At 34.2% G+C, this 24,662-nt stretch carries 32 protein-coding genes and 1 riboswitch; all 32 genes read right to left on the reverse strand.

The genetic code is table 11. The features are described from left to right. Window positions 1-123 precede the first annotated feature (123 nt). The gene (ribB, locus tag WH267_RS14925; RefSeq protein ID WP_115970296.1) at window positions 124-771 is read right to left on the reverse strand and encodes a 3,4-dihydroxy-2-butanone-4-phosphate synthase; all 648 of its coding nucleotides are present in this window, start codon (window positions 769-771) and stop codon (window positions 124-126) included. A 92-nt stretch (window positions 772-863) separates the two neighbouring features. Next, a riboswitch (FMN riboswitch) is annotated at window positions 864-989 on the reverse strand. Between the two features lie 271 nt (window positions 990-1,260). Further along, window positions 1,261-1,749, reverse strand: coding sequence for a GDYXXLXY domain-containing protein (locus WH267_RS14930; protein WP_340009333.1), 489 nt, complete (start codon window positions 1,747-1,749; stop codon window positions 1,261-1,263). Then, entirely contained in the window at window positions 1,742-2,806 is a 1,065-nt protein-coding gene (locus WH267_RS14935) for a DUF4401 domain-containing protein (protein WP_340009334.1), read from the reverse strand. Before WH267_RS14935 ends, WH267_RS14930 begins: the two co-directional genes overlap by 8 nt. After that, on the reverse strand, window positions 2,796-3,749 hold the full coding sequence (locus WH267_RS14940; RefSeq protein ID WP_340009336.1) for a DUF2157 domain-containing protein: 954 nt from the start codon (window positions 3,747-3,749) through the stop codon (window positions 2,796-2,798). The genes WH267_RS14935 and WH267_RS14940 overlap by 11 nt, the downstream gene beginning before the upstream one ends. A gap of 233 nt (window positions 3,750-3,982) precedes the next feature. Continuing rightward, the gene (locus WH267_RS14945; RefSeq protein ID WP_340009338.1) at window positions 3,983-4,333 is read right to left on the reverse strand and encodes a DUF2200 domain-containing protein; all 351 of its coding nucleotides are present in this window, start codon (window positions 4,331-4,333) and stop codon (window positions 3,983-3,985) included. 17 nt (window positions 4,334-4,350) lie between these two features. Beyond that, a complete protein-coding gene (locus tag WH267_RS14950) occupies window positions 4,351-5,130 on the reverse strand; it encodes an alpha/beta fold hydrolase (protein ID WP_340009340.1) in 780 nt (259 codons plus the stop codon). 80 nt (window positions 5,131-5,210) lie between these two features. After that, complete coding sequence (gene blaCHM / locus WH267_RS14955) at window positions 5,211-5,978, reverse strand: CHM family subclass B1 metallo-beta-lactamase (RefSeq protein ID WP_340009342.1); 768 nt, start codon at window positions 5,976-5,978, stop codon at window positions 5,211-5,213. A gap of 106 nt (window positions 5,979-6,084) precedes the next feature. Next, window positions 6,085-6,924 (reverse strand): hypothetical protein, encoded by an 840-nt coding sequence (locus WH267_RS14960; protein WP_115970303.1) that lies wholly within the window; start codon window positions 6,922-6,924, stop codon window positions 6,085-6,087. 636 nt (window positions 6,925-7,560) lie between these two features. Continuing rightward, the gene (locus WH267_RS14965) at window positions 7,561-8,577 is read right to left on the reverse strand and encodes a DUF2268 domain-containing putative Zn-dependent protease (RefSeq protein WP_115970304.1); all 1,017 of its coding nucleotides are present in this window, start codon (window positions 8,575-8,577) and stop codon (window positions 7,561-7,563) included. A 25-nt stretch (window positions 8,578-8,602) separates the two neighbouring features. After that, entirely contained in the window at window positions 8,603-9,661 is a 1,059-nt protein-coding gene (locus WH267_RS14970; RefSeq protein ID WP_340009344.1) for a hypothetical protein, read from the reverse strand. A gap of 43 nt (window positions 9,662-9,704) precedes the next feature. Beyond that, window positions 9,705-10,274, reverse strand: coding sequence for a hypothetical protein (locus WH267_RS14975; RefSeq protein ID WP_340009345.1), 570 nt, complete (start codon window positions 10,272-10,274; stop codon window positions 9,705-9,707). A 191-nt stretch (window positions 10,275-10,465) separates the two neighbouring features. Continuing rightward, window positions 10,466-10,969: a DinB family protein gene (locus tag WH267_RS14980; RefSeq protein ID WP_115970307.1), complete on the reverse strand. Its 504-nt coding sequence runs from the start codon at window positions 10,967-10,969 to the stop codon at window positions 10,466-10,468. A 30-nt stretch (window positions 10,970-10,999) separates the two neighbouring features. Then, window positions 11,000-11,383, reverse strand: a complete 384-nt coding sequence (locus WH267_RS14985) for a 5-carboxymethyl-2-hydroxymuconate Delta-isomerase (RefSeq protein WP_340009348.1) — start codon at window positions 11,381-11,383, stop codon at window positions 11,000-11,002. Between the two features lie 177 nt (window positions 11,384-11,560). Beyond that, window positions 11,561-13,171, reverse strand: a complete 1,611-nt coding sequence (locus WH267_RS14990) for a serine hydrolase (protein WP_340009349.1) — start codon at window positions 13,169-13,171, stop codon at window positions 11,561-11,563. Between the two features lie 228 nt (window positions 13,172-13,399). After that, window positions 13,400-13,909 (reverse strand): hypothetical protein, encoded by a 510-nt coding sequence (locus tag WH267_RS14995; protein ID WP_340009350.1) that lies wholly within the window; start codon window positions 13,907-13,909, stop codon window positions 13,400-13,402. 27 nt (window positions 13,910-13,936) lie between these two features. After that, a complete protein-coding gene (locus tag WH267_RS15000) occupies window positions 13,937-14,242 on the reverse strand; it encodes a hypothetical protein (protein WP_340009352.1) in 306 nt (101 codons plus the stop codon). 5 nt (window positions 14,243-14,247) lie between these two features. Continuing rightward, on the reverse strand, window positions 14,248-15,027 hold the full coding sequence (locus tag WH267_RS15005) for a hypothetical protein (protein WP_340009354.1): 780 nt from the start codon (window positions 15,025-15,027) through the stop codon (window positions 14,248-14,250). A gap of 100 nt (window positions 15,028-15,127) precedes the next feature. After that, entirely contained in the window at window positions 15,128-15,502 is a 375-nt protein-coding gene (locus WH267_RS15010; protein WP_340009356.1) for a VOC family protein, read from the reverse strand. 100 nt (window positions 15,503-15,602) lie between these two features. Then, entirely contained in the window at window positions 15,603-16,142 is a 540-nt protein-coding gene (locus WH267_RS15015; RefSeq protein ID WP_340009358.1) for a dihydrofolate reductase family protein, read from the reverse strand. 104 nt (window positions 16,143-16,246) lie between these two features. Further along, on the reverse strand, window positions 16,247-16,966 hold the full coding sequence (locus tag WH267_RS15020) for a phosphodiester glycosidase family protein (protein ID WP_340009361.1): 720 nt from the start codon (window positions 16,964-16,966) through the stop codon (window positions 16,247-16,249). A 192-nt stretch (window positions 16,967-17,158) separates the two neighbouring features. Beyond that, window positions 17,159-17,821: a hypothetical protein gene (locus WH267_RS15025; RefSeq protein ID WP_340009363.1), complete on the reverse strand. Its 663-nt coding sequence runs from the start codon at window positions 17,819-17,821 to the stop codon at window positions 17,159-17,161. A 14-nt stretch (window positions 17,822-17,835) separates the two neighbouring features. Beyond that, window positions 17,836-18,843: a metallophosphoesterase gene (locus WH267_RS15030; RefSeq protein WP_340009365.1), complete on the reverse strand. Its 1,008-nt coding sequence runs from the start codon at window positions 18,841-18,843 to the stop codon at window positions 17,836-17,838. 194 nt (window positions 18,844-19,037) lie between these two features. Beyond that, complete coding sequence (locus WH267_RS15035; RefSeq protein ID WP_340009367.1) at window positions 19,038-19,697, reverse strand: hypothetical protein; 660 nt, start codon at window positions 19,695-19,697, stop codon at window positions 19,038-19,040. 25 nt (window positions 19,698-19,722) lie between these two features. After that, window positions 19,723-20,019, reverse strand: a complete 297-nt coding sequence (locus WH267_RS15040) for a hypothetical protein (protein WP_340009369.1) — start codon at window positions 20,017-20,019, stop codon at window positions 19,723-19,725. Between the two features lie 29 nt (window positions 20,020-20,048). Next, window positions 20,049-20,474 (reverse strand): DUF1801 domain-containing protein, encoded by a 426-nt coding sequence (locus tag WH267_RS15045; RefSeq protein ID WP_340009371.1) that lies wholly within the window; start codon window positions 20,472-20,474, stop codon window positions 20,049-20,051. Between the two features lie 102 nt (window positions 20,475-20,576). Beyond that, window positions 20,577-20,792, reverse strand: coding sequence for a hypothetical protein (locus tag WH267_RS15050; protein WP_115970324.1), 216 nt, complete (start codon window positions 20,790-20,792; stop codon window positions 20,577-20,579). Window positions 20,793-20,888: 96 nt separating this feature from the next. Then, window positions 20,889-21,317 (reverse strand): DUF1801 domain-containing protein, encoded by a 429-nt coding sequence (locus WH267_RS15055; RefSeq protein WP_340009373.1) that lies wholly within the window; start codon window positions 21,315-21,317, stop codon window positions 20,889-20,891. A 35-nt stretch (window positions 21,318-21,352) separates the two neighbouring features. After that, window positions 21,353-21,916, reverse strand: a complete 564-nt coding sequence (locus WH267_RS15060) for a hypothetical protein (protein ID WP_340009374.1) — start codon at window positions 21,914-21,916, stop codon at window positions 21,353-21,355. 84 nt (window positions 21,917-22,000) lie between these two features. Continuing rightward, complete coding sequence (locus WH267_RS15065) at window positions 22,001-22,405, reverse strand: NUDIX hydrolase (protein ID WP_340009375.1); 405 nt, start codon at window positions 22,403-22,405, stop codon at window positions 22,001-22,003. Between the two features lie 28 nt (window positions 22,406-22,433). Next, entirely contained in the window at window positions 22,434-22,766 is a 333-nt protein-coding gene (locus tag WH267_RS15070; RefSeq protein WP_340009376.1) for a hypothetical protein, read from the reverse strand. 239 nt (window positions 22,767-23,005) lie between these two features. Further along, window positions 23,006-24,097 (reverse strand): serine hydrolase domain-containing protein, encoded by a 1,092-nt coding sequence (locus WH267_RS15075; protein WP_340009378.1) that lies wholly within the window; start codon window positions 24,095-24,097, stop codon window positions 23,006-23,008. Next, the gene (locus WH267_RS15080; protein ID WP_340009380.1) at window positions 24,075-24,659 is read right to left on the reverse strand and encodes a hypothetical protein; all 585 of its coding nucleotides are present in this window, start codon (window positions 24,657-24,659) and stop codon (window positions 24,075-24,077) included. Before WH267_RS15080 ends, WH267_RS15075 begins: the two co-directional genes overlap by 23 nt. Window positions 24,660-24,662 lie beyond the last annotated feature (3 nt).

Consider the following 24,662-nt stretch of genomic DNA (forward strand, 5'->3'; position numbering starts at 1 on the left):
TATTTAAATAATTATATCTTTTTATTTAAAAAAAAATTATTTTAACAAGAAGTAGGCTTCATATGAAATAAAAAGCCGCCCATAGTATCGGGCGGCTGTTCTGTGTATTAAATATCTATAAGTTTAGTTGCTCATAACCATTTTGCGATAAGCGTAAATATCTTCAATGGTTACTACACTCATGTCTTTTTTGATGGCAAAATCTACGATTTCCGGAAGTCTTGCCATAGAACCATCTTCATTGGTAAGTTCACAAAGTACTGCATCATCACCAAGATTAGCCATTTTTACAAGATCTACACTGCCTTCTGTGTGACCACGTCTTTCAAAGACGCCATTTTTTTTGGCGATTAGTGGAAATACATGTCCCGGGCTTGCAATATGCTCCGCCTGCGCCTCTGCAGCAACTGCTGTTCTGATGGTCGTTACGCGGTCTTTAGCTGAAACTCCGGATTCCACGCCTTCTTTGGCTTCAATAGAAATGGTAAATGCAGTCTGATTTTTTGAATTATTGTTTTCCACCATCGGACGAAGGTTCAGATGTTTACTTTTCTCTTCAGAAATGCATAAGCAGACGATACCGCTGCATTCGCGGATCAGAAGTGCCATGTCCTGTTCTGTAATAGTGGAAGCGGGAAAGATGATATCACCTTCATTTTCGCGGTTTTCATCGTCTACTAAAAGAATACCTTTTCCCTGTTGTAATGTTGAAAGTGCTTTTTCTACACGTTCTTTGGAGGTTGCTCCGAATTTTTCTAATAATTTTTCCATGTTATTTTACTTTTAAAAGTTAAAATAGTCTTCGGTACATGGAAATGAAATACGATACCGCAAGAGCCCAGAAAGGATCTTACCGTACGTTTCATTTTCTTCTCCCATCCAGACTTTAACTGTCGGTTTTGGAATTTCACCAAATCAGTCCCTTCAGATGAAAGGAGTCGCGGACTGTAACCGCCGGTAGGGAATTTCACCCTGCCCCGAAGAAAACTTATACTAAGTTTTGCTGTATGTTTTAATTTAAATTTTTATTTCATTAATTATATTTAATACACAGGCCGCTAATTTCGGAAAGATTTTTGAGATAGAAAAGGCTTTGGCAATAGGATTTATCAATAACTGATGGGTTGTAAATAAAAATCCATCCCTGAATTGGGATGGATTCTGTTGATTATATTTCAGGAATTCCGGAAGAGTATTGTTTATAAAACCTCTTTTCCGGATTTATAAATTTTGATGATTTTATTTCTTCCATTCTCTATATTATTTAATCAGTTTTAAGTTTTCGTCGTATAATCCTATCAACAGACTGTTTCCGTCTTTGTCTGTTTTTATTCCACCATATTCGGCGGCATCGTATTTTTCTGACTGCCCTTCCTGGAAAAAGAAAGACTCGGCGCCGATATTAATTCTCCATTGATTGGGTGAGGTATATTTGATGAGGTGTTCTCCGGTTCTTAATGGAGTAGGGTCTTTTTGAAAGCGAACCTGTTCGGCAATTCCTTTTGTATCAAGTTTTACCACACAATAGCCACGTTTGGGAATCTTTTCCGCATTAATGTTATTCGCGATATCATACCGTAAGTTCATATAGTCACCCTGCATCAGTGAGCGCGGATCCACGGGTGCCAGCTTTAATAAGATGGGTTGTCCGTTTTTTAGCAAAGTTTCTTTTTCCACTACGGAATAATTAAAGTATACCAACAACAGAACAAGGTTGAGAATGATGATAAGCCATTTATATTTATTCATTTGCTGTCAGTTTTTTGTGAGTGAAGAAGTAAATTGCCAGAAAGCTAATTCCTGATCCGAAAAGGAGTATGGATTTGATCAATAAGGTAAAACCAAGATCGTAATAAAAACGTCCGATAAAATAGATCAGAGCAATGATGGCTAAAACCAATCCTGTTCTGTAATTGACAAAAAAGCTTAACAGAATAATCAGGACTGCTCCCGATATGGTAGGTGTTAGTAAAGTGGGCAGTAAAAATAAAACAGTAAGAGTGTAAATAATAATTTTATAAGTTGTACTGGTTACCTTTAATGTTCTGAATAGAAGAAATACTACATAAAGGATAGCCAGCATAATCACAACAGACGGGATCCAGTCATAATAATGCTCTGTCAGGTGGAGAAAAGATGCCAGTCCTGAAAATACAAGAGTAAATATAAATGAAAAGACCATTCCTGCCCGAACCGGATCATACAGCTTAGACAATATCTTGTTTTTGGTAATTATTTTTGCTTCCTGAAGAAATAGGAATGTTATTATTACTGTTTGAAATATAATAATTGCTGAGATCAGACTGTAAGTATCATGAGTCTGAGAAAATGCAACTATACTTCCATTGATGATCAATACTGAAATAAAGGAAAGGATATAGCTTTGAACCAGAAACAAGGTGCATAATGCAATGACAATGAATACCATGTAGACGCTGTCTCCTTCGGTAGAAAGAGCAAAGCCAAGGAGAGCAAAACCAGTAATGAAAAAAGAAACACTTAAGGTATCTATAATTGTTTTTCCGGATATTCTGCTGATCAGCGAAGAACCTGCAATACAGATTACACCCAATATACCTGCTCCTGTGGGAGAATCAAAAACCTGAAACAAAAAAATAAAGCCCAGGAAGGTAAGACATGCCATCATTCCACCAATTATGGATAATATTTTGATAGATAATGATTGGTGATTATTGTCTTTTTCCTCATAAGCTGCCATAATAGAATTTTCATCAAAATGAATTTCCCTGTTACTCTCAGTCTGAAGATGATCCATCAGTTTTTTTATATGTTCTCTATTTGTCATTTTTCCATTTTTTTTGAAGGTTCATCAGATTTTTAATGATGAGGGTGATGCTCACAACTATGAAAAAGAAAACCAATAAGAATATGGCCTCACCATCTACTGTCTTGAACAGTAAAGAGCAGATAATAATGACAATACTCAACGGAATAATGGCAAAATAAAAGCTGTTTTTCGTTTTGAAACCATACCAGATTCCTGAAGCATATACAACAGTGCTGAGTGGAGCTAGAATGTATAACGATGTTTTATGAATCTCAGTAATATCCAGACAAAGTCCAAATGTCGATATACTGATAACGGCCAATGCTAAAATGTTGGTAAACCAATGGGGAACATGAATCTTTTTATAATGAGATATAAGAATTGAGCTGATTAAAATAACGGTGTTAAGGATAAACATCAGAATAAGAATACTCATGTTTTCCCAGTCTTTTGCTACCTGCTGAGAGTATAAAACAAGGGTGGTGTTTATTAAAACTATATAGAGAAGCCATAAAGGGGCAAAATCTGATATGATCACCCAAAGTGTTATAAAAAGAGTCCAGGCCAGAAAAAAGTCATAAGCATCGGCACCGGTTTGATAGATCTGTCCGAATACTGCAAACAGAACTCCTACTAAGGCTGATGCTCCTGTAAGGATGATATTTCGGATGTTGCTGTTGATTTTAGGAAGTACTGCTAAACCTGTAGTGGTAATAACCAGTATTTCTGTTAATCCGATTTTTGCAAATTTAGGAAGCTCTGCCCAATTGTAAGCAAAGAAGAAAATAATTCCGGATACGGTAAGCCCTATTCCCAGACTAATCAGGAATAATTTAAGAAATTTTTGCCAGGCTTCTGTGCTGCTGTAAATGGTATCTTTAAGAACTGTTTTGATTTCTTCTTCACTCAGATTGCTGTGCCGGCTGAGGATTTGGAGATCTTCTCGTTGTATGTTTTTCATTTAAGATATGTTAAGTGCTGACAGTTTGTACTGTCCTAATATAAGTTGTTGTTCAGTTTCTGTATATTCTTATTGCTGAAGTTTATTAGGTATCGCAGGAAATATGTTCCCATTTCTGATCTATATAATTAATCAGCCAGTTGAGGAGAGCATAATGTTTTTTTATAAACAATGCTGGTTCTATGATATTAAATTAAAAATAATACCTGATGATCAATTAAGGTTGATTAAAATCATTCCCTTAGTATCTTTTCCATTTTTTTTCCTTTGGCCAATTCATCAATCAGCTTATCAAGATATCGGATTTTCCTCATCAGTTCATCCTCTATTTCTTCTACACGATATCCGCAGATAACTCCTTTGATTAATGCAGCGTTAGGGTTCATCCTGGGAGCTTGTTCAAAAAAGGTCTTAAAATCATTTCTCTGATCCAGTTGCTCCTGAAGTCCTTGCTCATCATAACCGGTAAGCCAGTGAATGATTTCATGAACCTCAGATTTTGTGCGTCCCTTTTTCTCCGCCTTTTGAATGTAATGCGGATAAACACTGGCAAAAGTTGTGGTGAAAATTTTTGTATTCTGCATGGCCCGGGGATTCAGTATTAAACTAGTTTTTTTAAAATTCCATCAAGTATAGTATTGAATTCTTCCGGCTTTTCAAGCATAGGATAATGTCCCACTTCTGTCATGGTTACATAGTTGTAATCCTTTAAATATTTGCGATTAGCATCTATATTTGTAGGGGAAGCATCCGAATTAATAGCGATTACCGGAATTTGAACCTGCTCTGCAATGGTTGTAAAATCGGTTTTGTATAAAGGTTTGAGAAGATTGATGACCATTTCCGGCTCGTTTTGAAGGAATTCTTTTTGTAACCTGTCCTTTACAGCAGCAGGTGTTTTTTCTGCAAAAAGATACTGAGGCAGGAAGTTTTCCACTGCATATTTAAAATCTGTTCTGTAATGGGAAAACATTATTTCCTCTGCCTGTTCCTCAGTAAAAGATTCATCAAGGTTCTTCAAAGTATCTACCAGAACAAGAGCTTTTACCTGTGGAATTCTCAACGAAGCTTCAAGAACATAAGCTCCGCTCATTGAATGACCTACCAGTATAATGTTCTGTGAGTCTATGGCGTCAGCTACCGCTTTTATATCATCAGCATACCGGGAACTCGTCCAGTCATTTCTGGAAGAATCAGATTTACCGTGGCCTGCCAGATCTATTTGTATAACACGATATTTGGGTGCAAAATATTTCTGCTGATCTGCCCACCATTCAGTATTGCCGAGCCAGCCGTGGATCATGATGATTGCTGTACTTCCGTCTCCGGATTCTCTATAATGAATTTTTTGACCATCAGAAGATATTGTATATTTTTCCATGATTTTTTTTGGTGTATAAATAATATTTAGAAACGAAGGTACAAAAAGGCTGTGGAATTCAAGGTAAAGCTTTCTGTAGCTTACCTTTGCTGCACTTTAAATAAAGTAATTGTATAATCAAGTAATTTCTGATCTCCATATTCACCATGCCCCGGAATAACGATTTTTACATTAGGATATTCTTTTTTTACTTTTTCAACTGTAGCGGACCAGTCTGAAACATTGGCATCACCCAAATATCCTTTACCAGCTTCCAGTTCTTTTAGCAGGCAGCCTCCAAACAATACATTTTCACTGGGAAAATATCCAACTGTATTATCTTTTGTATGACCTTCTCCTAAAAATTTTGTAATCGTTTTTTTATCACCTACTTTTAATACCAAAGAATCGCTAAAGCTGTTTTCAGGAACAGTAAAGTTATTTTCCCGTGCCAGATCAATAGTTTTGGAATAGGCATAGGAAGAGATGTGGTGGTTATGAAATGCCTGTAATCCACCCAGACTGTCATCATGAAAATGAGTAGGAATAATGGCATTAATTTTTGAATGAAGGGTTTTATTGATCCATTGAATCAGTTCTTCTGAACCTTTGTCATTTGTTGGAGTATCAAATACAATAGTTTCATCAGCAGCTTTTACAATAAGGCCATTACAGGGTACGTTTCCGAAATCATTGGTCTGCTTAAAAGAGGTATGGATAAAAGAATTCTCAGAAATCTGAGTAATGATAAGTTGATCAGACTTATAAATTTCTTTTGCTTTAAAATTACTTTGCTGCTGAGTGTTACATCCTGTAAAAAGAAAGGAGTATAATAAGATGATGAATGTATTTTTAGTAATGTTTCTCATTGATTTGGTGTTTGATGTAAAAATATAATTTTATATTAACGTAAACACGAAAATACCCCCGGAAATATGATTTTTCAGAGGGTATTGAAGTAATTGAAGTTGTTTATTATGAGGTTGGTTCCGACTTGATGTTAATAATCATTACAGCATAAGAATTTCCTGCAATGTCTTTGATTTCGCATTTGAAGTAGATGAGGTTCTTTAAAAATTTCTGTTGAAAAACTTCAATCAGAAATTCTGTTCCAATAGGCATTGCTTTGGAGGCATAGCCTTCCAGACTGTCGATTTCATAAGAGCCTTTGTTTCCTAGAAAATTGAAAATCTCTCTAAGGACACAGTTGGCGATGAAGACAAAAGGAACAATTGGGTGGTTTTCAAAATGTCCTTTACACTGATTCAGGGTAAAAGGCATGATGGATATGGTAAACTGATGCGGGTCTGCAGTATAGTTGATTTTGCCTTCCGGAAGTTTTTCATCGTAAGTTTCAATAAGAGTATCATCGAAAAAATCCTTATAAAAAACTCCAAATGCATCCTGGGATATGATATGATAATCAAGTTCAAAAGAATACAGGATCTCTCCAGATTGCTTATCTTTTGCATTAAGACATGATTTGCCTTTCCTTTTGGATTCCAGATAGCTTCCACCGGTAATCAAAAGAGTGTCAGGAATGGCTTTGTAGGATAATTTTCTGATTCTTAATTTTTCTCCGAGGAAATAAATCTTTTCTTCAGAAGAATTGTTTAGCAGTTTGTATAGGCTGCAGCTTCCTAATGAAGCAAGAGCTTTCAAGAGATTGGTGAGATTTTCATTGCTGAAATCCCAACCGGATATTTCTGTTTCTATGCTGTGATCATTAAAAATAATATGTTCCGGAATATTAATGTACGGAGCAGTTTCTCCAATATAGGGAATGATTTTTTTCTGGATGTCTGGTGTTGTCATGGAATGAGGGTATTAAATTGTTTTCATTGTTTTCATTGTTTTGTGGGTGATCTTCTTCAGCGGTGAGGTGATAATGATACTTTGGCCGTTGTGATGGATCTGTTGGCAGCTATGCTATACTATCTGATTGGGAATAAGCAGAGGGATATAATAGCTGCAGTTTTAATGATGCTCTTATTTTTTTCTTTATGTAGAGTGAGTTTGTTTTTTCATTTATATCTTTTTATAGTGATTTATTTGTTTTTTAAAATTACAAAAAAAATAATTATAAATATTTATGATTAAAATATTTGTGTCTTCTTTTGCTATTGAAAACTCATTTTTTCTGTGTTAAATAAGGAATGAGAGTATGCGTAAAAAAGTTATCCACATAAAATTATCCACATCTTTTTTACTCGCAGGAAACTTTATGTGGATAATTTATTTTGTTTAAATATTTTAATATTAGTGTTTTAACTGTTTTATTTAAATAGTGTTAAAAAGTTATCCACATTTGTGAAATAAAGATTTTCTTTTTTTTAAAAGTTATCAACATGTTTTTCCATATTCCCTGTAGGTCAGAGTTTTTCTTATTCTTTAAATGAAAAGAATAGCGATTAAAGCTGTAATTTTTGTTTATTTTTAAATTGAATATTGCTAAAGACTTTCAATATATTTTTCGTAACCACTTTTTTCAAGAAGATCACTGGCGCTTAACTGATAGACATCTTTCCATGAATCAGGGCCGTTTTTTTCAACATATTTTTCGATGATTCTGAATCCCAGCCAATAGTTCATAGATTTGGGAGCATCAGGAAAAAGCTTGAATTTATCATTTCTCAACAATGGATTGTTTCCTGATTGATCTGCAAAAGAAGGTTTTAATTTTGTGAATATTTCCTTTTCATTTTTGATATACCATGCCCAGTTTTCTTTTGTCATATTTTCCACAGCTTCATACTTTTCCATTTTGTGGTCAAAGAATACATAAGTGAAATAACAGGCAAAACCTTCGTCTATCGTTTGGCTCAGTGCATTTCCTCCATTGCTGTCAGCCTGTCTGAAATGCTCATACACCAGATGATTCAGTTCATGGGGAAGTGCTTTTTCAAGGGAATAACGAATATCTACATTTTTATGATTAAGCTCTAAAGCAAACTGCTCGGCATTACATCCACCAAAGGAAATTCCTGTAATAGGAGTAAAGAGTAAACTTATTCTGGCTTTAGGTTGATAAGGAACTAGCTTGTTGAACCTGGTCAGGGTTTCCTTAAAATGTTTTTTGAGATCAATATTTAAAATATTATTGGCCCTATTTTCAAGTTCCTGTTTATTTTTCTGGTAGAAAGTTTTATTCCAGGCCATCATGCCTTTAGGATTGTTGAAGAGATGAGCATTTTCGTCCCCAAAAATAACTCCATAGCAGCTATCCCATAATTTTTTATGCGGTAGATAGACTTTTTGAACAATTCTTATAGAATCATATTGCTGATCTTTATGAGCAAGCAGCTGATGTTTAAAAAGGTTTTTGATGACAATGCCCTCTACTTTTACACTGTCGGGAATCTTCTCTAATCTGTTATAATTAAATTTATTCTCCGTAACTGTTGTAGTCTTTCCTGTGGAGCAGGAAAGTATGGTAGATGCCGACAAAAAAAGAATAATTTTTCTCATAGAATAAATATCAGCTGTACCCTATTTATTGTAATGGGGTTAAAGCCTTTGAATTTCTTAATAATACCATATACTGGAAATAATCAAGAGTGTTTGTGTTTTCCTTTGGCGTAAAGCTTTCTCCGAACATGGTAGATTTTACAGAGATCAGTTTGTTTGAATGTTGATAAGGAGAGCTATTAGCATTCAGCTTAAACAATGTGATGGAATTGGATTGTGTAAATTCTTTAAAATCATTGATTCCTTTTACCAGCATCAATGGACCATCTGCATTGATCCAGCCTACTTTTTGATCGTCAGGTGTCGGGAACTGTGGATTTTTCGGAAGGTACATTTCGCTGTCCAGAGTATAGCTTACAATGCTTGAAGTTTTAAAACCTGAGTTTTTAAGTCTTTCTGCAAAAGGTTTTTCATTCTTTTTTACACCATGCTGAAGCACATGATAAAATCCGAAAAGTCCGTAAAATTTCTTATGTCCGATATTTAGTTTTTTTACCGAGTTTTTAAAATTCATGATCATTGCTGAATCTCTGGAGATTTTGCGGGAATTGTCATTAAAGTCAGTATCAATTCCAATAACGGAAATTTTTAAAGAATCCTGTAACGTCTGGTTGTAGTCATACATATGATTCCATTTTTCCAATAGTTCTTTACTGGACTGCTGTGGAATTCGTTTTTGTACAGCCAATACCACTTCTTTAAGCAGGTTTTGATCCTTTGTATTGCCATGAAGGAAAAGATTCAGCTTGTGAGAATTGGTACTGTCCATTTCAGCAATGTAATATCTGACTCCGGCTTTTTGATTTAAAAATGTAAGAAGCTCCTGATCCAGTTTTTGATTGTCTGCATATCCATGAACTTCTCCTAAAAGAATAACCTGGGAATTGTAAAAGTTATCATCAAACAACTTGCTGTCTATTTTATCATTAGCGGAGACATGGTTGTTTTTCAGGTAATCAGTAAATTCAGAATCTGTACTGCCGATAAAAATTTTATTGCTAATTAATATATAAACAACGGAAATTAAAATGATAGCAAATACTGTCATAAAGAAGTATTTGAAAAATTTGAGAATTTTTTTCATGGATTATTTTTCACGAAAATAGCCTAAAAAATTAAAATAAGTCCTAAGAAAACTGAAATGTAAAATATTTTTCACCACAATGTAAGCACTGAAAAGCAGCTATTTCTCTCAGATTTTCCGGACTTCCATAAGTTTTAAAATCATAATACTTACTTTTTTCTTTGACCCCTTCTTCCCAGTACCTGTACTTTTCACTGATGTTATACAGGTCATCATTATTTTGTGGATAACCTGTAAATTCAGTGATATTTTCACAACAAAGAGGCATATCAGGTTTTTGCATAAATATAGGGATATCCGGAGTCCGGTTGTACTTTTTGATTAAAACTTCTTTGAGTTCTGCTGTGTAGTTTGAGGGACAATTTAATGAGAGGAGATATTTTTCAATAGTTTCCTTATACAGAAAACTGCAGGTGTGGACCATCAGTTTAGAGTGCAGGCACTCATGGCAGGCAGCATAAATATCATCATCAATCTCACCATTTTCTAAAGTAACTTGTCCCTGGTAAGGGTATAGGTCAACATTTGTTTTTTCACAGACATGGCATTCCGTATAATATTCATCCAATTTTTCAAGAGCATCATCGGAAATAAGTTCAAAAAGTTTCCCCATTTGATTTTTTAATTCAATTTATTCAAGCGGATTAATCAGTATAAAAGGTTCCATGATCTGTACCCCTATATTTTTAAACTCAGGAGACGATATAATTTCCAAAAGGTATTGGATTTTTTTTCCTGATTCAGGCTAAGTTCTATGGTTGTAGTGGTCATAGTGAATAATAAAAGATTAAAATAACAGAAGCCTTATTCTTTGTCTTTATAGATATTCCAGAAGTTGAAATCGGTCATAGGAGCATCCGTGATGCCGACATTACGGCCCATTGTCACAATCTGTCCTCTATGGTAAGTTCCATGAAGAACAACATGTTGAATGTATTCATATTTTGAAAAATCACATTGAAACCACTGAGATTCTATTTTTACATTTTTTGACAATTCCTCTTCAGATAAGGTTTCCACATAATCTACCAGCTTTTGAGAGTTACTCTTTATGTTGCTAAAAACTTCTTCTTTGCTGGTTTCAGCGGTGGTTTTGGCAAAATCGAAATCATTGTTTCCGGAAATATGGCTCCACCAGTATTCCTGGGTTTGCCAGATATGATGCAGGGTCTTTAAAATAGTGGGAAAGCTGGAAATAACTTCCTGATTAAGCTGTTCATCAGATTTTGTGGATAACCAGTCAATGTATTTATTGACTACCCAATTGTTGTACTGAACTGTTTTGGTGATTAATGTTTTTAAGCTCATGATATTAATATTTTGGTTTTAAAATGGGAATTAAAGTCCGAAATGCCTATCCCTATCATTGTTTTCAGGATTAATAAGCGCCTTATTGCTGTAGGTTGCTGCTTCAAATTCATTGATATTCACAGAGAGAAAAGAAACATCAGGAAGTAATGCTGTCAGCAGGGTGACAATCTGTGTCGAAAGATCTGCTTTTTGTTCTGTGCTGCGCCCTTCCATAATATATCCAAAGACATGCAGAAAGTTGTTCTTATGCTTTCCCAACCGATAATACTGATAAGGCTGAAGTCTTACCTTGATATCATTAGCAGCAAATAACCCTGCAGACTCGGCTACTGTATATACAGCATCCATAATTTCATTGGAGGTTCTTTGCCAGAGGACATCCTGTGAACATTCAATGATGAAATGAGGCATACGAAATATTTTGTAATATGATTTTTGTCATGTAAAAATAAGAAAAATATGAATCCCTGTTTCAAATAAGATTCCGTTCTGATAATAAAGTTTTTGTATGGCTGTAATTGTGAAAATTAAAATAAAAAAGCCCGGATAGCAGATCATCGGGCTTTTAAAAAATATGATAACGGTTTTTTATTGAACAGATTTTTTAATATTGTACTGAGGTTTTATGGGATCAGACATATCCAGTAGAATATCATACTGACCCTCTTCTCCAATCAGGAAATCATAAGCATTAAGTGCAATAGTCTTCCCATCGTTATTTAAACCAAGATTGTAGCCCCAATCATTATCCAGTCTGAATTTTAGCTTACCCTTTTTCAGATGATAATTTTTGAGAAAATAGAGATTCGGTTTTTGAGTATCTGCCTGCAATGGGGTATCTTTTCCGTCCCATCCACCTGGAGTTGCATCTCCGATAATTCCCCATAGATAATTATCTGTTGTCTTTGTTCCTGTTTTCACACTTCCATCGCGAAGCTTAACCATCACAGAATTAATTTTTCCTGTTTCATCCGGTTTGAAGGTGAACGTAACATTGTCATCCAGCTGAAATGAAGTATTGCTGACAGGGAATAGTGAACATATAGGATATCCATTTTCTCTGAATAGAACCTGCCCGTCCAGAGCAGTTACATAAAATTTAGTGTTTCCAGCAGAGTAAATTCCTTCCAGTTTTTTTAGTTCCTGTTGATTAATTTTTACAGCAGTAGGAATCTTATAAGGCTTATGATATATTATATTTTCAATCTTCGGTACGATGATATCTGTATGTGATAATGTAGAATTTGACAGGGCGATGAAACAAATATCATCCTCCAGAATTTTGTAATATATGCTCCGGTAGCCGGGACCGCCGCCGCCATGCCCAACACTTTTTTTACCATTATTAATGATGACATCACTGCCCAATCCATAATGATCGTTAAGATAAGGTGTAAACATTTTTTCAGTAGTTTCCTTTTTAAGAATTGTATTGTTTTTAAAAGACTCATTGAATTTGAAAAGATCGCCAACAGTAGAATACATTGCACCTGCTGCAAATGGATGATCTGTTTTAAAACGAAAGGCTTCGGTAGATGCATGGTCTAATAAAAAATCATATCCAAAGGCTTTGTTCTCATCTGTAACAGTATTAAAGTGGAAACCGGTATGATTCATCTGCAGTGGTTTAAGAATATAGCTTTCAATAGCCTTGTCATAATCCATTCCGGTCACCTTTTTAATGATATATCCTAGAATATAATATCCGGAGTTGGAGTAGTCCCATTTTGTATTAGGTGGGAAATTCAATGGTTTTGCCGAAATATATTTGATGAATGTTTCTTCATCTACCGTATTTTCTGAGCCTGTTTCATTAGGAATTCCTGAAGTGTGGGAAAGAAGATTCGCAATGGTGATACTGTCTCCTTTGGGAAAATCTGGATAATATTTGGAAAGTTTGTCGCTGATCGATAATTTTCCTTCTTCTTCCAGCTTCAGAATGACTGTGGAAGTGAACATTTTTGTGGTGGAAAAGATTCTGTAAAGACTTTTGTTGGTATTTTTTTCTTTTTTAGGACCGTTTCTGTAGCCGTAACTTTTTTCGAAAATAATTTTTCCTTTTTCAGCGACAAGAACAGTGCCGCTGAATTTGCCTGCTTTATCATAAGCTTCCAGTAATTGCTCAATTTGTTTAGTTTTTTGTGAAAAAACAGGGTTGGCTGCCAAGAGTAGGAGAAGGCAGGTTAAAATAACTTTCATGTATCTTTTTAGATAAGACAATTATAAAAGAAGTAGTATTACATTGGGTTTTGAAAAATAATTGGATTATTTGACATCGGTTCCGGATAAGTATTTTTGATTCGTATGAATAAGAGATTATTTTACACCGTAACCTTGGATTTCGGTTCCGATGTTTTTATTTCTTCTAGTAGGGTTGTACATTTTAATAGTTATTTCGTCAGTAAAAATTATCTTATTTTGAGATGCTTAATTCCAACACCATTCTTTTTTTATTTTATCAGCTATTTCATCAGCTTTTTCTTTTGTAATCCAGTCTACAATTCTTTTCTCCCCGTTTTTGTCTGCCAGTACAACGGAATAGGTAGCTCCTGTCCATGAAAAATGATAACGAACTCCGAATTTATACTTTTCTATTCTCTGATCTATTGTCTGAATATCCTTAATTTCCTGTTTCAGGAAGGTGTTGGGAGCCTTAAATAATTTATTTTTATGTATTACAGTTATAGAATCCGTTTCAATCTTGAGAATGGTTTTTCCAAAGGTATTCCACAGCCAAAGATATAGGAACAGAATAAAAAAAGCTACAAAAGGAGCTACTGTGAAGATATAGCTCAATGTGGAAAGTAAATAGGTTTTTTCAGCGGATGTCAAAGGAATTATAACTAAAATAATAAAAAAGAGTATAACTAATGCAAGGCTTGTGATAAGGGTCATCAACCAATTGGTTCTGTTTTTTATTTCAATGGTAGCAGGCATTTTTAAATGTTTTTTGTTATTTAACATTCAGCGTGATGGTCTGTATTCGATGAGAAAAGTATTTTTATATTCTGTCCAGTTTCTATAACCCAATCTTCCGCTTAGCTCTATAAATTCTTTTTCAAGTTCAAAAATTTTTATTTTTTCTTTCCCTTTTTGAAAAGTTATCCATGAAGAATTGCAGTCATATTCCCAATATATCTTTGCTTCATTCTGCAATAGGGTAGCCTCACAGGAAATTACATCTTTCAGTTCCGGTTTTTGTGAACAACTGCATTGCTGGCTATAAAAGGACGAAGAAAATAATAAAATGGGTATTAACAGATATTTCACGATCGTTACAGTTTCTCAAAATATTTTCCTTTAAACTGATAACGGATCTTTTTAGCAGTAACCTTAGAATCAGCCTGAATTACAGGAATACTGATGATTTTATTTTTAGGATCATATTCAATCTCGTAATCTCTACCTTCATAATTTCTGTTGGCTGAAGCGGTAAGATCTACTTCATATCCCAGTTGGTTTTTTATTCCGCTTAGTGTTTTGATGAGCTGGGCTTTGTCATTCAATTGTCCATTGTCAATGGAAAAAACTTTAATATTATGATAGCTCATCCCTGAACTCAGAATTGCTTTGTTTTGAGCAAGATAGTATTTTTTGTTTTCTGAGATAATATCATTGATCTGATAATAATAAGATCCCGGGTCTCCTTCACCCTGGTTTTCTCCAGCCTTCGAATATACTTTTTGATCAGACTTATACTGAAATATATTTTTAAAGAAATGCATAGTTCCGCCGGTCCAGGTATCCCAGGAATAGATCCGGAATTTACCGTCTTCTGAGGTTGCAATGATCAATCCGTTTTTTTCAAGAAATTTGAAATCATTGGTTATGGTTTGAGGATGAGAAGAAGTGTATCGAACTAATAATTTTTCAAATTTTGTGTTGGCAGCAGCCAAAGAATCATAAGAATTTTTAAAATCTCTGCCTTCAGAAGACCAATAATTAATTTTTTGAAAGGCTTCATTCAGTTGTTTTTCAATAGCCGTTATATTTTGTCCAAACCCTAAATGGATCGTGCATAAACAGATGAAGCCAAGTATTTTTTTTGCATTCATGATAATAAATTTTGTGGGTTATGAAAATAATAGATTTTTTAAAACTTCAATATAATTTCAGTGTTTCAAAAAATGGGTTAAAAAAAACGAACCTCAGTTACTATTTTTTACATTTTAACTGAAATACATTTCCTTCAGGATCTGTCCCGTCACACAACCAGAAATCATAGTTCTCAAAAGTTTTGACTTCCCTCATATGTACGTTTTTTGACAACAGTTCATTTCTTGCAGTCTCAATATCTGTGTCTGCTTCAAAAACAAGTTTGGTATTGTTGTCAAACTGATGACCATTTTCTATTTTTTCCAGGTACTGATCTCCGATTTTATGAAGTCCGATATTAACAGTTCCGGCATTCATCAGAACCCAAATAGAGTCCTCTTCAAGAACTTTGAAATTAAAATTTTCAACATAAAAATTTCTAAGCAGACTGGTATTTTGTACATACAGGATGACAGATTCTAATTTTATATTCATGGTTAGGAAGATATTGTATTTGAAATTAAAAATAATGCCATAACTGATTGGTATTCTGTCTGCTATCTTGAGATTCGTTGACGAGGGAATAATTTCAGTTTTATGGATGATAAATAAGCTGTACTACACCGGATTTAAACACATTGGTTTCCATAAGTTTTAAATTCAATCTTTCCTTCAGATCTTCAAAAAGAGGTTTTCCGTTTCCTAAAGCAACAGGATGTACAGATATTCTGTAAACATCAATCAGGTTATTTTGAATGAACGTTTTAATAAGACTTGCACCACCGTACAGCCAAATGTCTTTTCCGCCCTGTTTTTTTATTTCTGAAATTTTTTCCACAAGATCGGAGTGGATGAACGTTGCATTCTTATCCTCCCGGTTTTGATTTGAAAAGACGAATTTATTTTTTGACTGGATGGTTTTCCAGAATTCATGTTCTTCCGGGGCTGCATTTTCGTCGGGCAGATAATTTCCCCATGCATCGTAGCTTACCCGGCCATAGAAAATGGTGTCGATACCAGAGATAAAGCCATCAAAATCCATATCATCATCCAGAATGCACCAATCGATTTCTCCGTTAGGCCCTTCAATGAATCCGTCTAAGGTTGTCGCTAAATCCAGGATGATTTTTTTCATAATAAAAGTGATAATAGGGGTTAATGATTTTTCTAATAGTAATGAAAGATAAGTATAATTTACTTTTCTTTTCTTTTCTTAAAAACCCTATTGATCTACAATCTTTATTTGTGGTCTGTAACTCCTATCATCACTCCGAAATCTCCGTCCGTCTGTATCCAGTTTTTTTCAGGAAGATATGCTCTGGAAACATAACCGTCAAGATACAGTGCATTTTTGCAGCCCATTTCTTTAAAAAGCTGTGCAAAACTATAAAAGTTGATTTCCTTTTTAGACATGGCGAAAATAATCTCTCCATTTTCCAGAATACCAACACCGTTCCTGATATTCAGGTTTTTAGAATCTTTTTGAAAGATAGGATTTATTTTTCCGCCAATTAACAACATTGGCCCGGATTGAGTGGCATATTTGATTGTCGTATTGTGTTTATATTTTTTTGTTTCGGAAATTACCGGCTCATTGTTTTGAGTTAAATAAAATATTCCGTTAGGCTGAAGGTAGAAGTTTCCTGAGCCCTGTAATGTATCTATAGGTTTTAAAATTTTAAAATTTTCAATGTACAGTCCTTTTGGAAGATTATCTGCTTCAAACATTCCGCCATTCATGGCGAAAAGTAATTTTTCATTCCTGGATTCTACATCATTTTTCAGATTTTTGATGCTTTTCAGAATTTTATTTTGACTGTCCTTCCAATATAGTTTTACATTTTGTTTTTTAGGATCAGCCTGATAAATGACAAAGTTGTTTTTGTCCTGTATCTTTTCTTTACAGGAGATGAGGAGGAGGAATAGGAGTGCAAGAAAGTAGTTAGATTTTATAAACATATAAATTTCTGTTGCTATTCGTAATAGGAGAGATGCCCTTATGGACTGATAATCCTTCTTTATAAAATTCTGTACAGTCGGATACTCCCAATGTATCTTTTGGCTTTCTTTGCGCAAAAGAGAGAATACTGACCAATAAAAATAAGAAGATAATAAGGGGTTTCATAGGTTTGTTGGAAATTGCTGATCTAATTATTTTTCAATCGTTTTTAGTCTCCTGCGTAGGATCAAAATAATTATTAAAAATATAAGAATGACGATGATTGAAAAAAAGGCAATCATCTTTAAATTTTTATTTTCACTACGGATATCAGAAAGTTCTTTGAGATGCTTCCCTATCATATTTTCAGATACATTAATATCTTCATCAATAAGATCATCAGTTACTGTTGGTGTATTTGTCTTGAGTGTTTTTAACTGAGTCAGATAATCATTGCTCAGTATTTGCAGTTCTTTTAAATCTTCCGTTGTGACCTGGTCCAGTCTTTTTTGTACCAGGCAATGATCAGAATAGAGGTAACCGGTATCTTTACTGATATAGGCGAATATCAGATATTTTCCTTTTTCGGAAAACAAAACATCACATGAGTGAAGCTGAGAATGGAAAAGAGTGGCATTTTCATTATAGAAATCGTCATAAAAATCCGGTTTATACACCTTGCTGATTTTTACTTTACTCAGTGTATTTTTAGAGGTTTTATATCCATTGGGAGCTTCTGAAACATCATAAACCTCACCGATAAAAACAAGAGTAGCAGTGTTGAAAGACTCTTTTATAGTGGGCTCATTAGCACATTTACAGGCAAAAATGTGCAGTGGAAGAAAAAAAGTTAACAGGAGAAATTTATATTTCATTACGTTTTGTAAGTTTACTGAGCGTTTTTAAGTTCCATTTGCATATCCAGGACCTTTTGCGGAGTATCTATATGTTTTTCCAGGTCTTTTACTTCCAAACGGTTCGTTCTGCTTTTATACATAAACCCTTTGAAAAGATATTTTTCAACTTCAAGAGGGAATGTATCCGGATTTTTTTCAATAATAGAGCGGGTAATATGGTCAATCATTTCTTTCATATCCCTCAACGAGTCTTGTAGTTGATCTTTCCATTCCTGTAAACCATTCAGAAAACCAACGATTTCCTCCTCTTTAATATAGGCAAGCTTTGCAAGCTGTTTGTCTATTTCCGTGAAGGTCATTTCGTTCCAGTTCTTATTTTTTAACACCGGAATTTGCCATTTTTTCTGCTCTTCAGTCCAGTAATTTTTCTGGGCTTTTACCTGATGAATCTGAAATGACGGAAGTTCAATCGCGGTTAAATAATTTCCATGACAGCTTCCTGTATCTATTCCGTAGGTATTGTTCAGGATTTTGGGATAATCTCCTACTACATGATGGCCGTAGATAATAGGTTTTTCACCTTTATAAAACTCGTTCCAGTAGGTATTTTCGGGATATTTTTTTTCTAAATACCGATCTCCGGAAGTGGTGCCGGATAAAACCTCGTCCTTTTGTTCTTCCAGCTTTTTATCATGTTCAAAAAAAGCATGAATGATGATGGCATCTTCCGTTTCGTAATAATAATTCAGGTTTTTTAGCCAATCAATAAATTCAGCATACCGTCCTCCGAACTGTATTTTTACAATTTCCTGAGCGTAGCTTAAAGTTCCGTTCAGATGTTTTCTTTCATGGTTGCCCATCAGAACCACTGAGTTCGGACGGTTTTTGAAATATTCGTAAACTTCTTTAGATTTATTACCTCTGTCAACGAGATCTCCCAGGGAAATCAACAGGTCTTCGTCTTTTAGATTAATGTTTTTTGTCAGGGTTATGAGTTCATCATAACAACCGTGAATGTCTCCGATTACAAAGGTTCTCATGGTTTTGTTTATTGTTTTGCAAATATAATATCAATATATATTCCGGTGGTATTATAGGTTATAATTGTGAGTTGCTTTTTTCTAATATACGAATTACATCAAATTAATATGATCAAATAAAAAATCCGTTCTGTAATATTGAACGGATTTGTTGGTACAGATCTCCAGATATATACTGAAACTGTTATTGTATTTTACTTCTTTTCATATTTTTTAAAAAGAGCATTGTCATACGGAATAAACATGGATAATGATTTTGCTTCCCACATTCCTCCTTCGGCAGCCTGATAAAAATCATACGAGTTATCCAGGAAATTCTCTCCATCAGGTGCTTCCTGCCAATCCTGCTTATCTCTGTTGTATAAAAGAATCATACAGCTTACACAACGGTAGTTATCTTCTTTATTAGGGTTTTCATAACATTTTCCGATCTTTATATTCAGTTTTTGATTGATAATAACATCTGTCAGCCGTCTGTCTGTTAATCTGATCAAAGCGATTTGAGCATCCTCATCATCCGGGCCATTTTTTGCGGGCGTTAATTTTTCGAAATGGGCGTTCTCAATCTTTTTTAATTCTTCTGCTTTGGTTTTTCCTGTTAAGAGATCAATATTATATGGGTGAAAATCTGATGGTGTTTCAGCTACTACGGTAACCATATCTCCTGACGGGTTCTCTGTAAGAAGTTTCTGATTGGTTTCATAATTTTTCCAATCTTCGTCATTATAGGTTACATATTGAATAATTTTATAAAATAAGTTTTCTCTTTCATTCACTTTTATAAAATAGCTGGAGATGAGAAATACTACAAGAATTCCAAGGGTGATCCCTATAATCTTAAATGCCTTTTTCATGTTGATGATAAATTATTTTTAATCTTTATTGAGTTTGTAATCTTATCCAGTTCAGGATAAAAAGTAAAATAAATGTTCCTGCTATATAAAACTGTACTTTATTGACCTTTCTTGCTCCAAATTTCCAGACACAGATTCTATCTGCTATGATAATGAGAACAACGGGAATTAACCCTAATAATATATACATTCCTGCCAGTCCATCTGCCGCAGAAACGCTGGTGAAGGCTGTATAAGAAAAAAATAATCCCACAAGAAGAGATAATATCCCTAGGATGAGGAATAAAGTAAGTTTACTTGCCATTTTTGATGCTGTTTCCATGACTGGTGCTGATGAATTTTGCGATAAAATTAAGGATTTTGTTCGTAGCCGTATCGTATTGCTGCCTCAAGGGTTTTAATATGGATTTCTTTCAGGGCCTTAAATTTTATACAATAACCTGTTATACTGGCTTTTCCTATCTTGTCACCAAAGGTTCTTGATAAATAGGTTTTATCATCAATTCCCAGGATATAAACAGATATTCCTGCTGTATTGGCGCTTATTCCGATTCTGTAGAATTCCTTTGTTTTTCCATCTGCATATTGCATGGTACGATGTCCATAACCTATGTTGGGATTGGAAACAATTTTACCATCACTGTTTTTTCCGTCCAGAAACCACAGTTTACAATCAGGTATAAGTTCCAGAATGATGCGGTGAAGTTCCTGTATATCCATACGTTTAGATTCTGGCTGACTGTTGATGTATTCTGAAATTTGTTCCTGGATAGTCATATAAAATGGTGATTGATAAAGAGGTAAATATAAGATTATTTAAGCCACTGCAGTTCGATATCCTATAATCTTAAATGCCTGATGATAAATTGTTTTTAATCTTTATTGAGTTTGTAATCTTACCCAGTGCAGGATAAATGTTCCTGCTATATAAAACTGTACTTTATTGACCTTTCTTGCTCCAAATTTCCAGACACAGATTCTGTCTGCAATGATAATGAGAACAACGGGAATTAACCCTAATAATATATACATTCCTGCCAGTCCATCTGCCGCGAAAACACTGGTGAAGGCTGTATAAAAAAAATAGTCCCACAAGAAGAGATAATATCTCTAGGATGAGGAATTAAATAAGTTTACTGGCCATTTTTGGTGCTGTTTCTATGATCAGTGCTGATGAATTTTGCGATAAAATTAAGAATTTTGTTCGTAGCCATATCGTATTGCTGCCTCAAGGGTTTCAATATTAATGTCTTTCAGTTCTTTAAATTTTATGAATAAACCGGTTATACTGGCTTTTCCTATCTTTTCACCAAAAGTTCTCATTAAGTAGGTTTTATCATGAAGTTCATTGATAGCAATAGTTATTCCGTAGGAGCTGGCATCCATTTCGATCTTAGGATATTCCCGGGGGATGGTGGCCATATCTTCTGTGAAGCGAAGTCCATAGCCTATTCTGGCATGAGAGAAAGTTGGTCTTTCATCATTTTTTTCATCGTCTATAAACATCAGTTTACAATCGGGTATAAGTTCCAGAATGATACGGTGGAGTTCCTGAAGATCTGCTCTTTGGGGTTCAGGATGGCTGTTGATATATTCTGATATTTGTTCCTGTACAGTCATATAAAATGGTGATTGATAAAGAAGTAAATATAAGATTATTTAAGCCATTGCAATTCTATATATTTTGTACAATCGTTTTTCTGATCATTAAAATTATCGAGGAGAATGGCTGAACCTCCTTCTTTTACAAATTCGTTAACTGTCTGGTATATTTTTTTAGCTTCAGCCGGGCCCTGTCCAAGCAGATCAAAAACAATATGATCCGTTTTTGAAAATGCTGCATATAAAGATAATAGCCGTTTAGGATGATTGGGAAGGGTATTGATCCTGGTTTTTTCGGTGATCCCATTGATTTCATAAATTTTTGTGGCATACGGGCTATCTGGGTTGGTAGTCTTTTTTAAAAATTCTCCAACGGTTACCGGATTGAAAAGTCTTCTGAATAAAGGTTCCGTATAATGTTCCACAAATGTCAGATTTTTATGCACCATCACATTTGCATCCTTTATTTTACCGGAAAAAATATCACCAAGAAATGTTTTTGTCTGATGAAAATGGGCTCCGCCATATAAAAACAGAACCATAAATTCTCTACTGTTCAGGCTGAATGGGGGAATATGAAAAGTGTCTGTTTGTATTCCTTTATTTTCGATAAGCATTGGGGGCAGTACGTTATTGAAGACTTTCAGTTATACTTGATGAAATCTTTATTTTAAGGTTTAATTTTTGACAATAGAAAAATATTAATCCAATAAATTATGAGCGTGTAAATAATCAAAAATCAGCTTATCAACTTCAGATATTTTATCTTTATCTGAATAACGAAGCCATTTTACTTCTTCAATTTCAGAATTTGCCTGTAATTCTCCTGAATATTCTCCCGAGTAGCAGGTCATTTTTACAAGGATACCTTCATCATGGCTGTGAGCCTGTGCTTCAAAAGTTCCTACGTAATTAAGGGTTTCGGGATCCATTGTAACACTTAATTCTTCACTTATTTCGCGAATCAGTGCCTGTTCATCTGTTTCTCCGGCTTCTCTTTTTCCTCCGGGAATATAATATTTGTCTTTTCCGTAGCTTTTTGTTGACAGGATGGCTTTGTCTTTTAATTCTATCCAGGCAAGCTTATCAATGATTTTGTTGGTCATTATAGTTTTGTTTTTATTATCTACAGAATTATTTTATAAATGTAAGGGTATTTTCTATTTCCTCAACAAAATCCTGTCTGTGTAGATATTCAGGTTCTCCAAAATAGCAGATGAAATTCAATTGGCGGGCAATTTCAGAGATTGTTTTTTCAGTTCCTTTTATTTCTCCTTCGGTCCAGTTGTTCCATGCTAATAAAAGATGTTCTTCATCTTTACTGAATTGATAAAAATCAAAATCAATCCCTTTATCAATGAGTCTATGATCATACTCAATATCCATATGCCAATGATCTGTTTTTAAAAGGCTGATGATGGAGTAGAAAGTATCGGTTTCTATATTTGTTGCAATTTTTGTTTCCATTTAATAGTCTCCTGATATAAGGATATTGTTTTCTATATCTGTATTGTGTGGAATCATAATAGACACACCATATTTATTCTGAACAAATTTTAAATTGTTTCCATTTAAGAAAGGTTCAATTTTTTTTCTGCATTGTTCTTCAGCCCGAAAATCAGTTGTTGGCCTGTATTGACAAAAGCGTCCAAATAGGCGTACTGTATGTCAAATAATTTGTCTTTGATTTTAAACATCAGTCTTGATTATTTGTTTCCCTTTTTCAAAATGGCTGTAATCACATCCGAAATTTCAAATAGCTTCCCGTTATAATTATTTCCCAATAAAATAATGGTGAAATTATCATTGAGGTCAGATACTAAAAGGGCTTCATAATTTCCGGCTCTTCCATCATGAGAGTGCTCCACTAATTTTTTGTTTTTAAATTTGGCTTCTCCCAAAGAGGATTGGGTATCCGGCAAATTAAATTGTTGTCCCAATTCAAACAACGAATTTTCATTGATTAGCTTCTTCGAATGAAGGCAATTCACAAATTTTAGCAAATCAGTTGTCGTTAAGAAAGTTCCTCCAACCAAGAAATCAGGTTTATCTTCTATTGATTTATTATTAAATCCTTTTGCCACCAATTTTTTATCAACAATAGGTGTGATCTCAGACGAATTCATTTTACAGGGCTTGAAAATATTTTGACTCACATAATTTTTGTAAGTCATTCCGGTAATTTTTTCAACAATAAACTGTCTTAGAAAAACATTGTTCATGTTGTAATCATATTGAGTTCCCGGAATAAAATCAAGTTTGTCGATTAATTTTAAATCATCGAAAACATCCTGATTACTTTTAATTTTTTTCCAGTTTACATTGGGAAGTCCACTTGTGTATTGTAATAGATCTTTTATAGTTACTTCATGAGCCCACTGAGGCAATTCCGGAATATATTGGGAAACATGATCCTCAATTTTCAATTTACCTTGTTCTTGCAATTGCAATAAGGCGACACCACTAAATTCTTTGGTAATAGAGCCAATATTAAACCTGTAATCTGGGGTAAGTTTTTCCGTTTTTGAAGCATCAGCAAAGCCGAAAGCAGCATTGTAGATTATTTTATTATTTTTCGATACTAAAACAGTACCGTTAAAAACTCCGGATTGATTGACCGTCTTCATCAAAGAGTCTATTTGTGCTATTTTTTTAGTCTGGGCAAATACAGAATTGGTCAACAGTAAGAAAGCTGTGAAAAATAAGGAGATCTTTTTGGGATAGAGCATATTTGTTTTTTGAGGTAATTGGTTTTGTTTTGTAAAAGTTGGTGTTTTATCTGAATAAATCAAGAACATCAATCAATTTTTTTAGTATAGGTTTATTTATTCTTTTGTCCGGGCAGTTTTCATAATAATATCTTGGTGCATAATAATGATATGAACTCTGTCTATCATTCTGAATTAACGTAAGTTTAAACTCATTTTGATCCGAGATCCTACACATTGGAGGAGCATCCTTTAATTCAGGGATTTTAATCCTGAAATCTTCCTGTTTATATTTTAAAAGTTCAGATAAAAGTTCAGAATTGATAAGGGTGATTATTTTATCTTTTAAGGCTGGAGCAGGTTCAATTTTTTTTACAGTTCTCTTTAATTGATCATTCTTTACATAAGTGTGTGGCCGTTCTTCCTGATAAATGTTCAGTTCTCCATTTTTCTTTATAAAATAATAGTAAATAAAGTCATAAGCAGACCAGCCTCCATTAATTTCATAAATCAGGCAAATTTCATTCTGATTTAAACGTTGGGGAAGATCTGAGACAGGCTCTTTAATTTCATTTCTAAGATCAAGATTCGGAACCTGTGCATATCCAATGAAGCTAAAGCTGATAAGTATAATAAATAATATTTTTTTCATTTT

This window comes from Chryseobacterium sp. MYb328 (genome assembly GCF_037572595.1).
Lineage (GTDB): Bacteria > Bacteroidota > Bacteroidia > Flavobacteriales > Weeksellaceae > Chryseobacterium > Chryseobacterium pennae.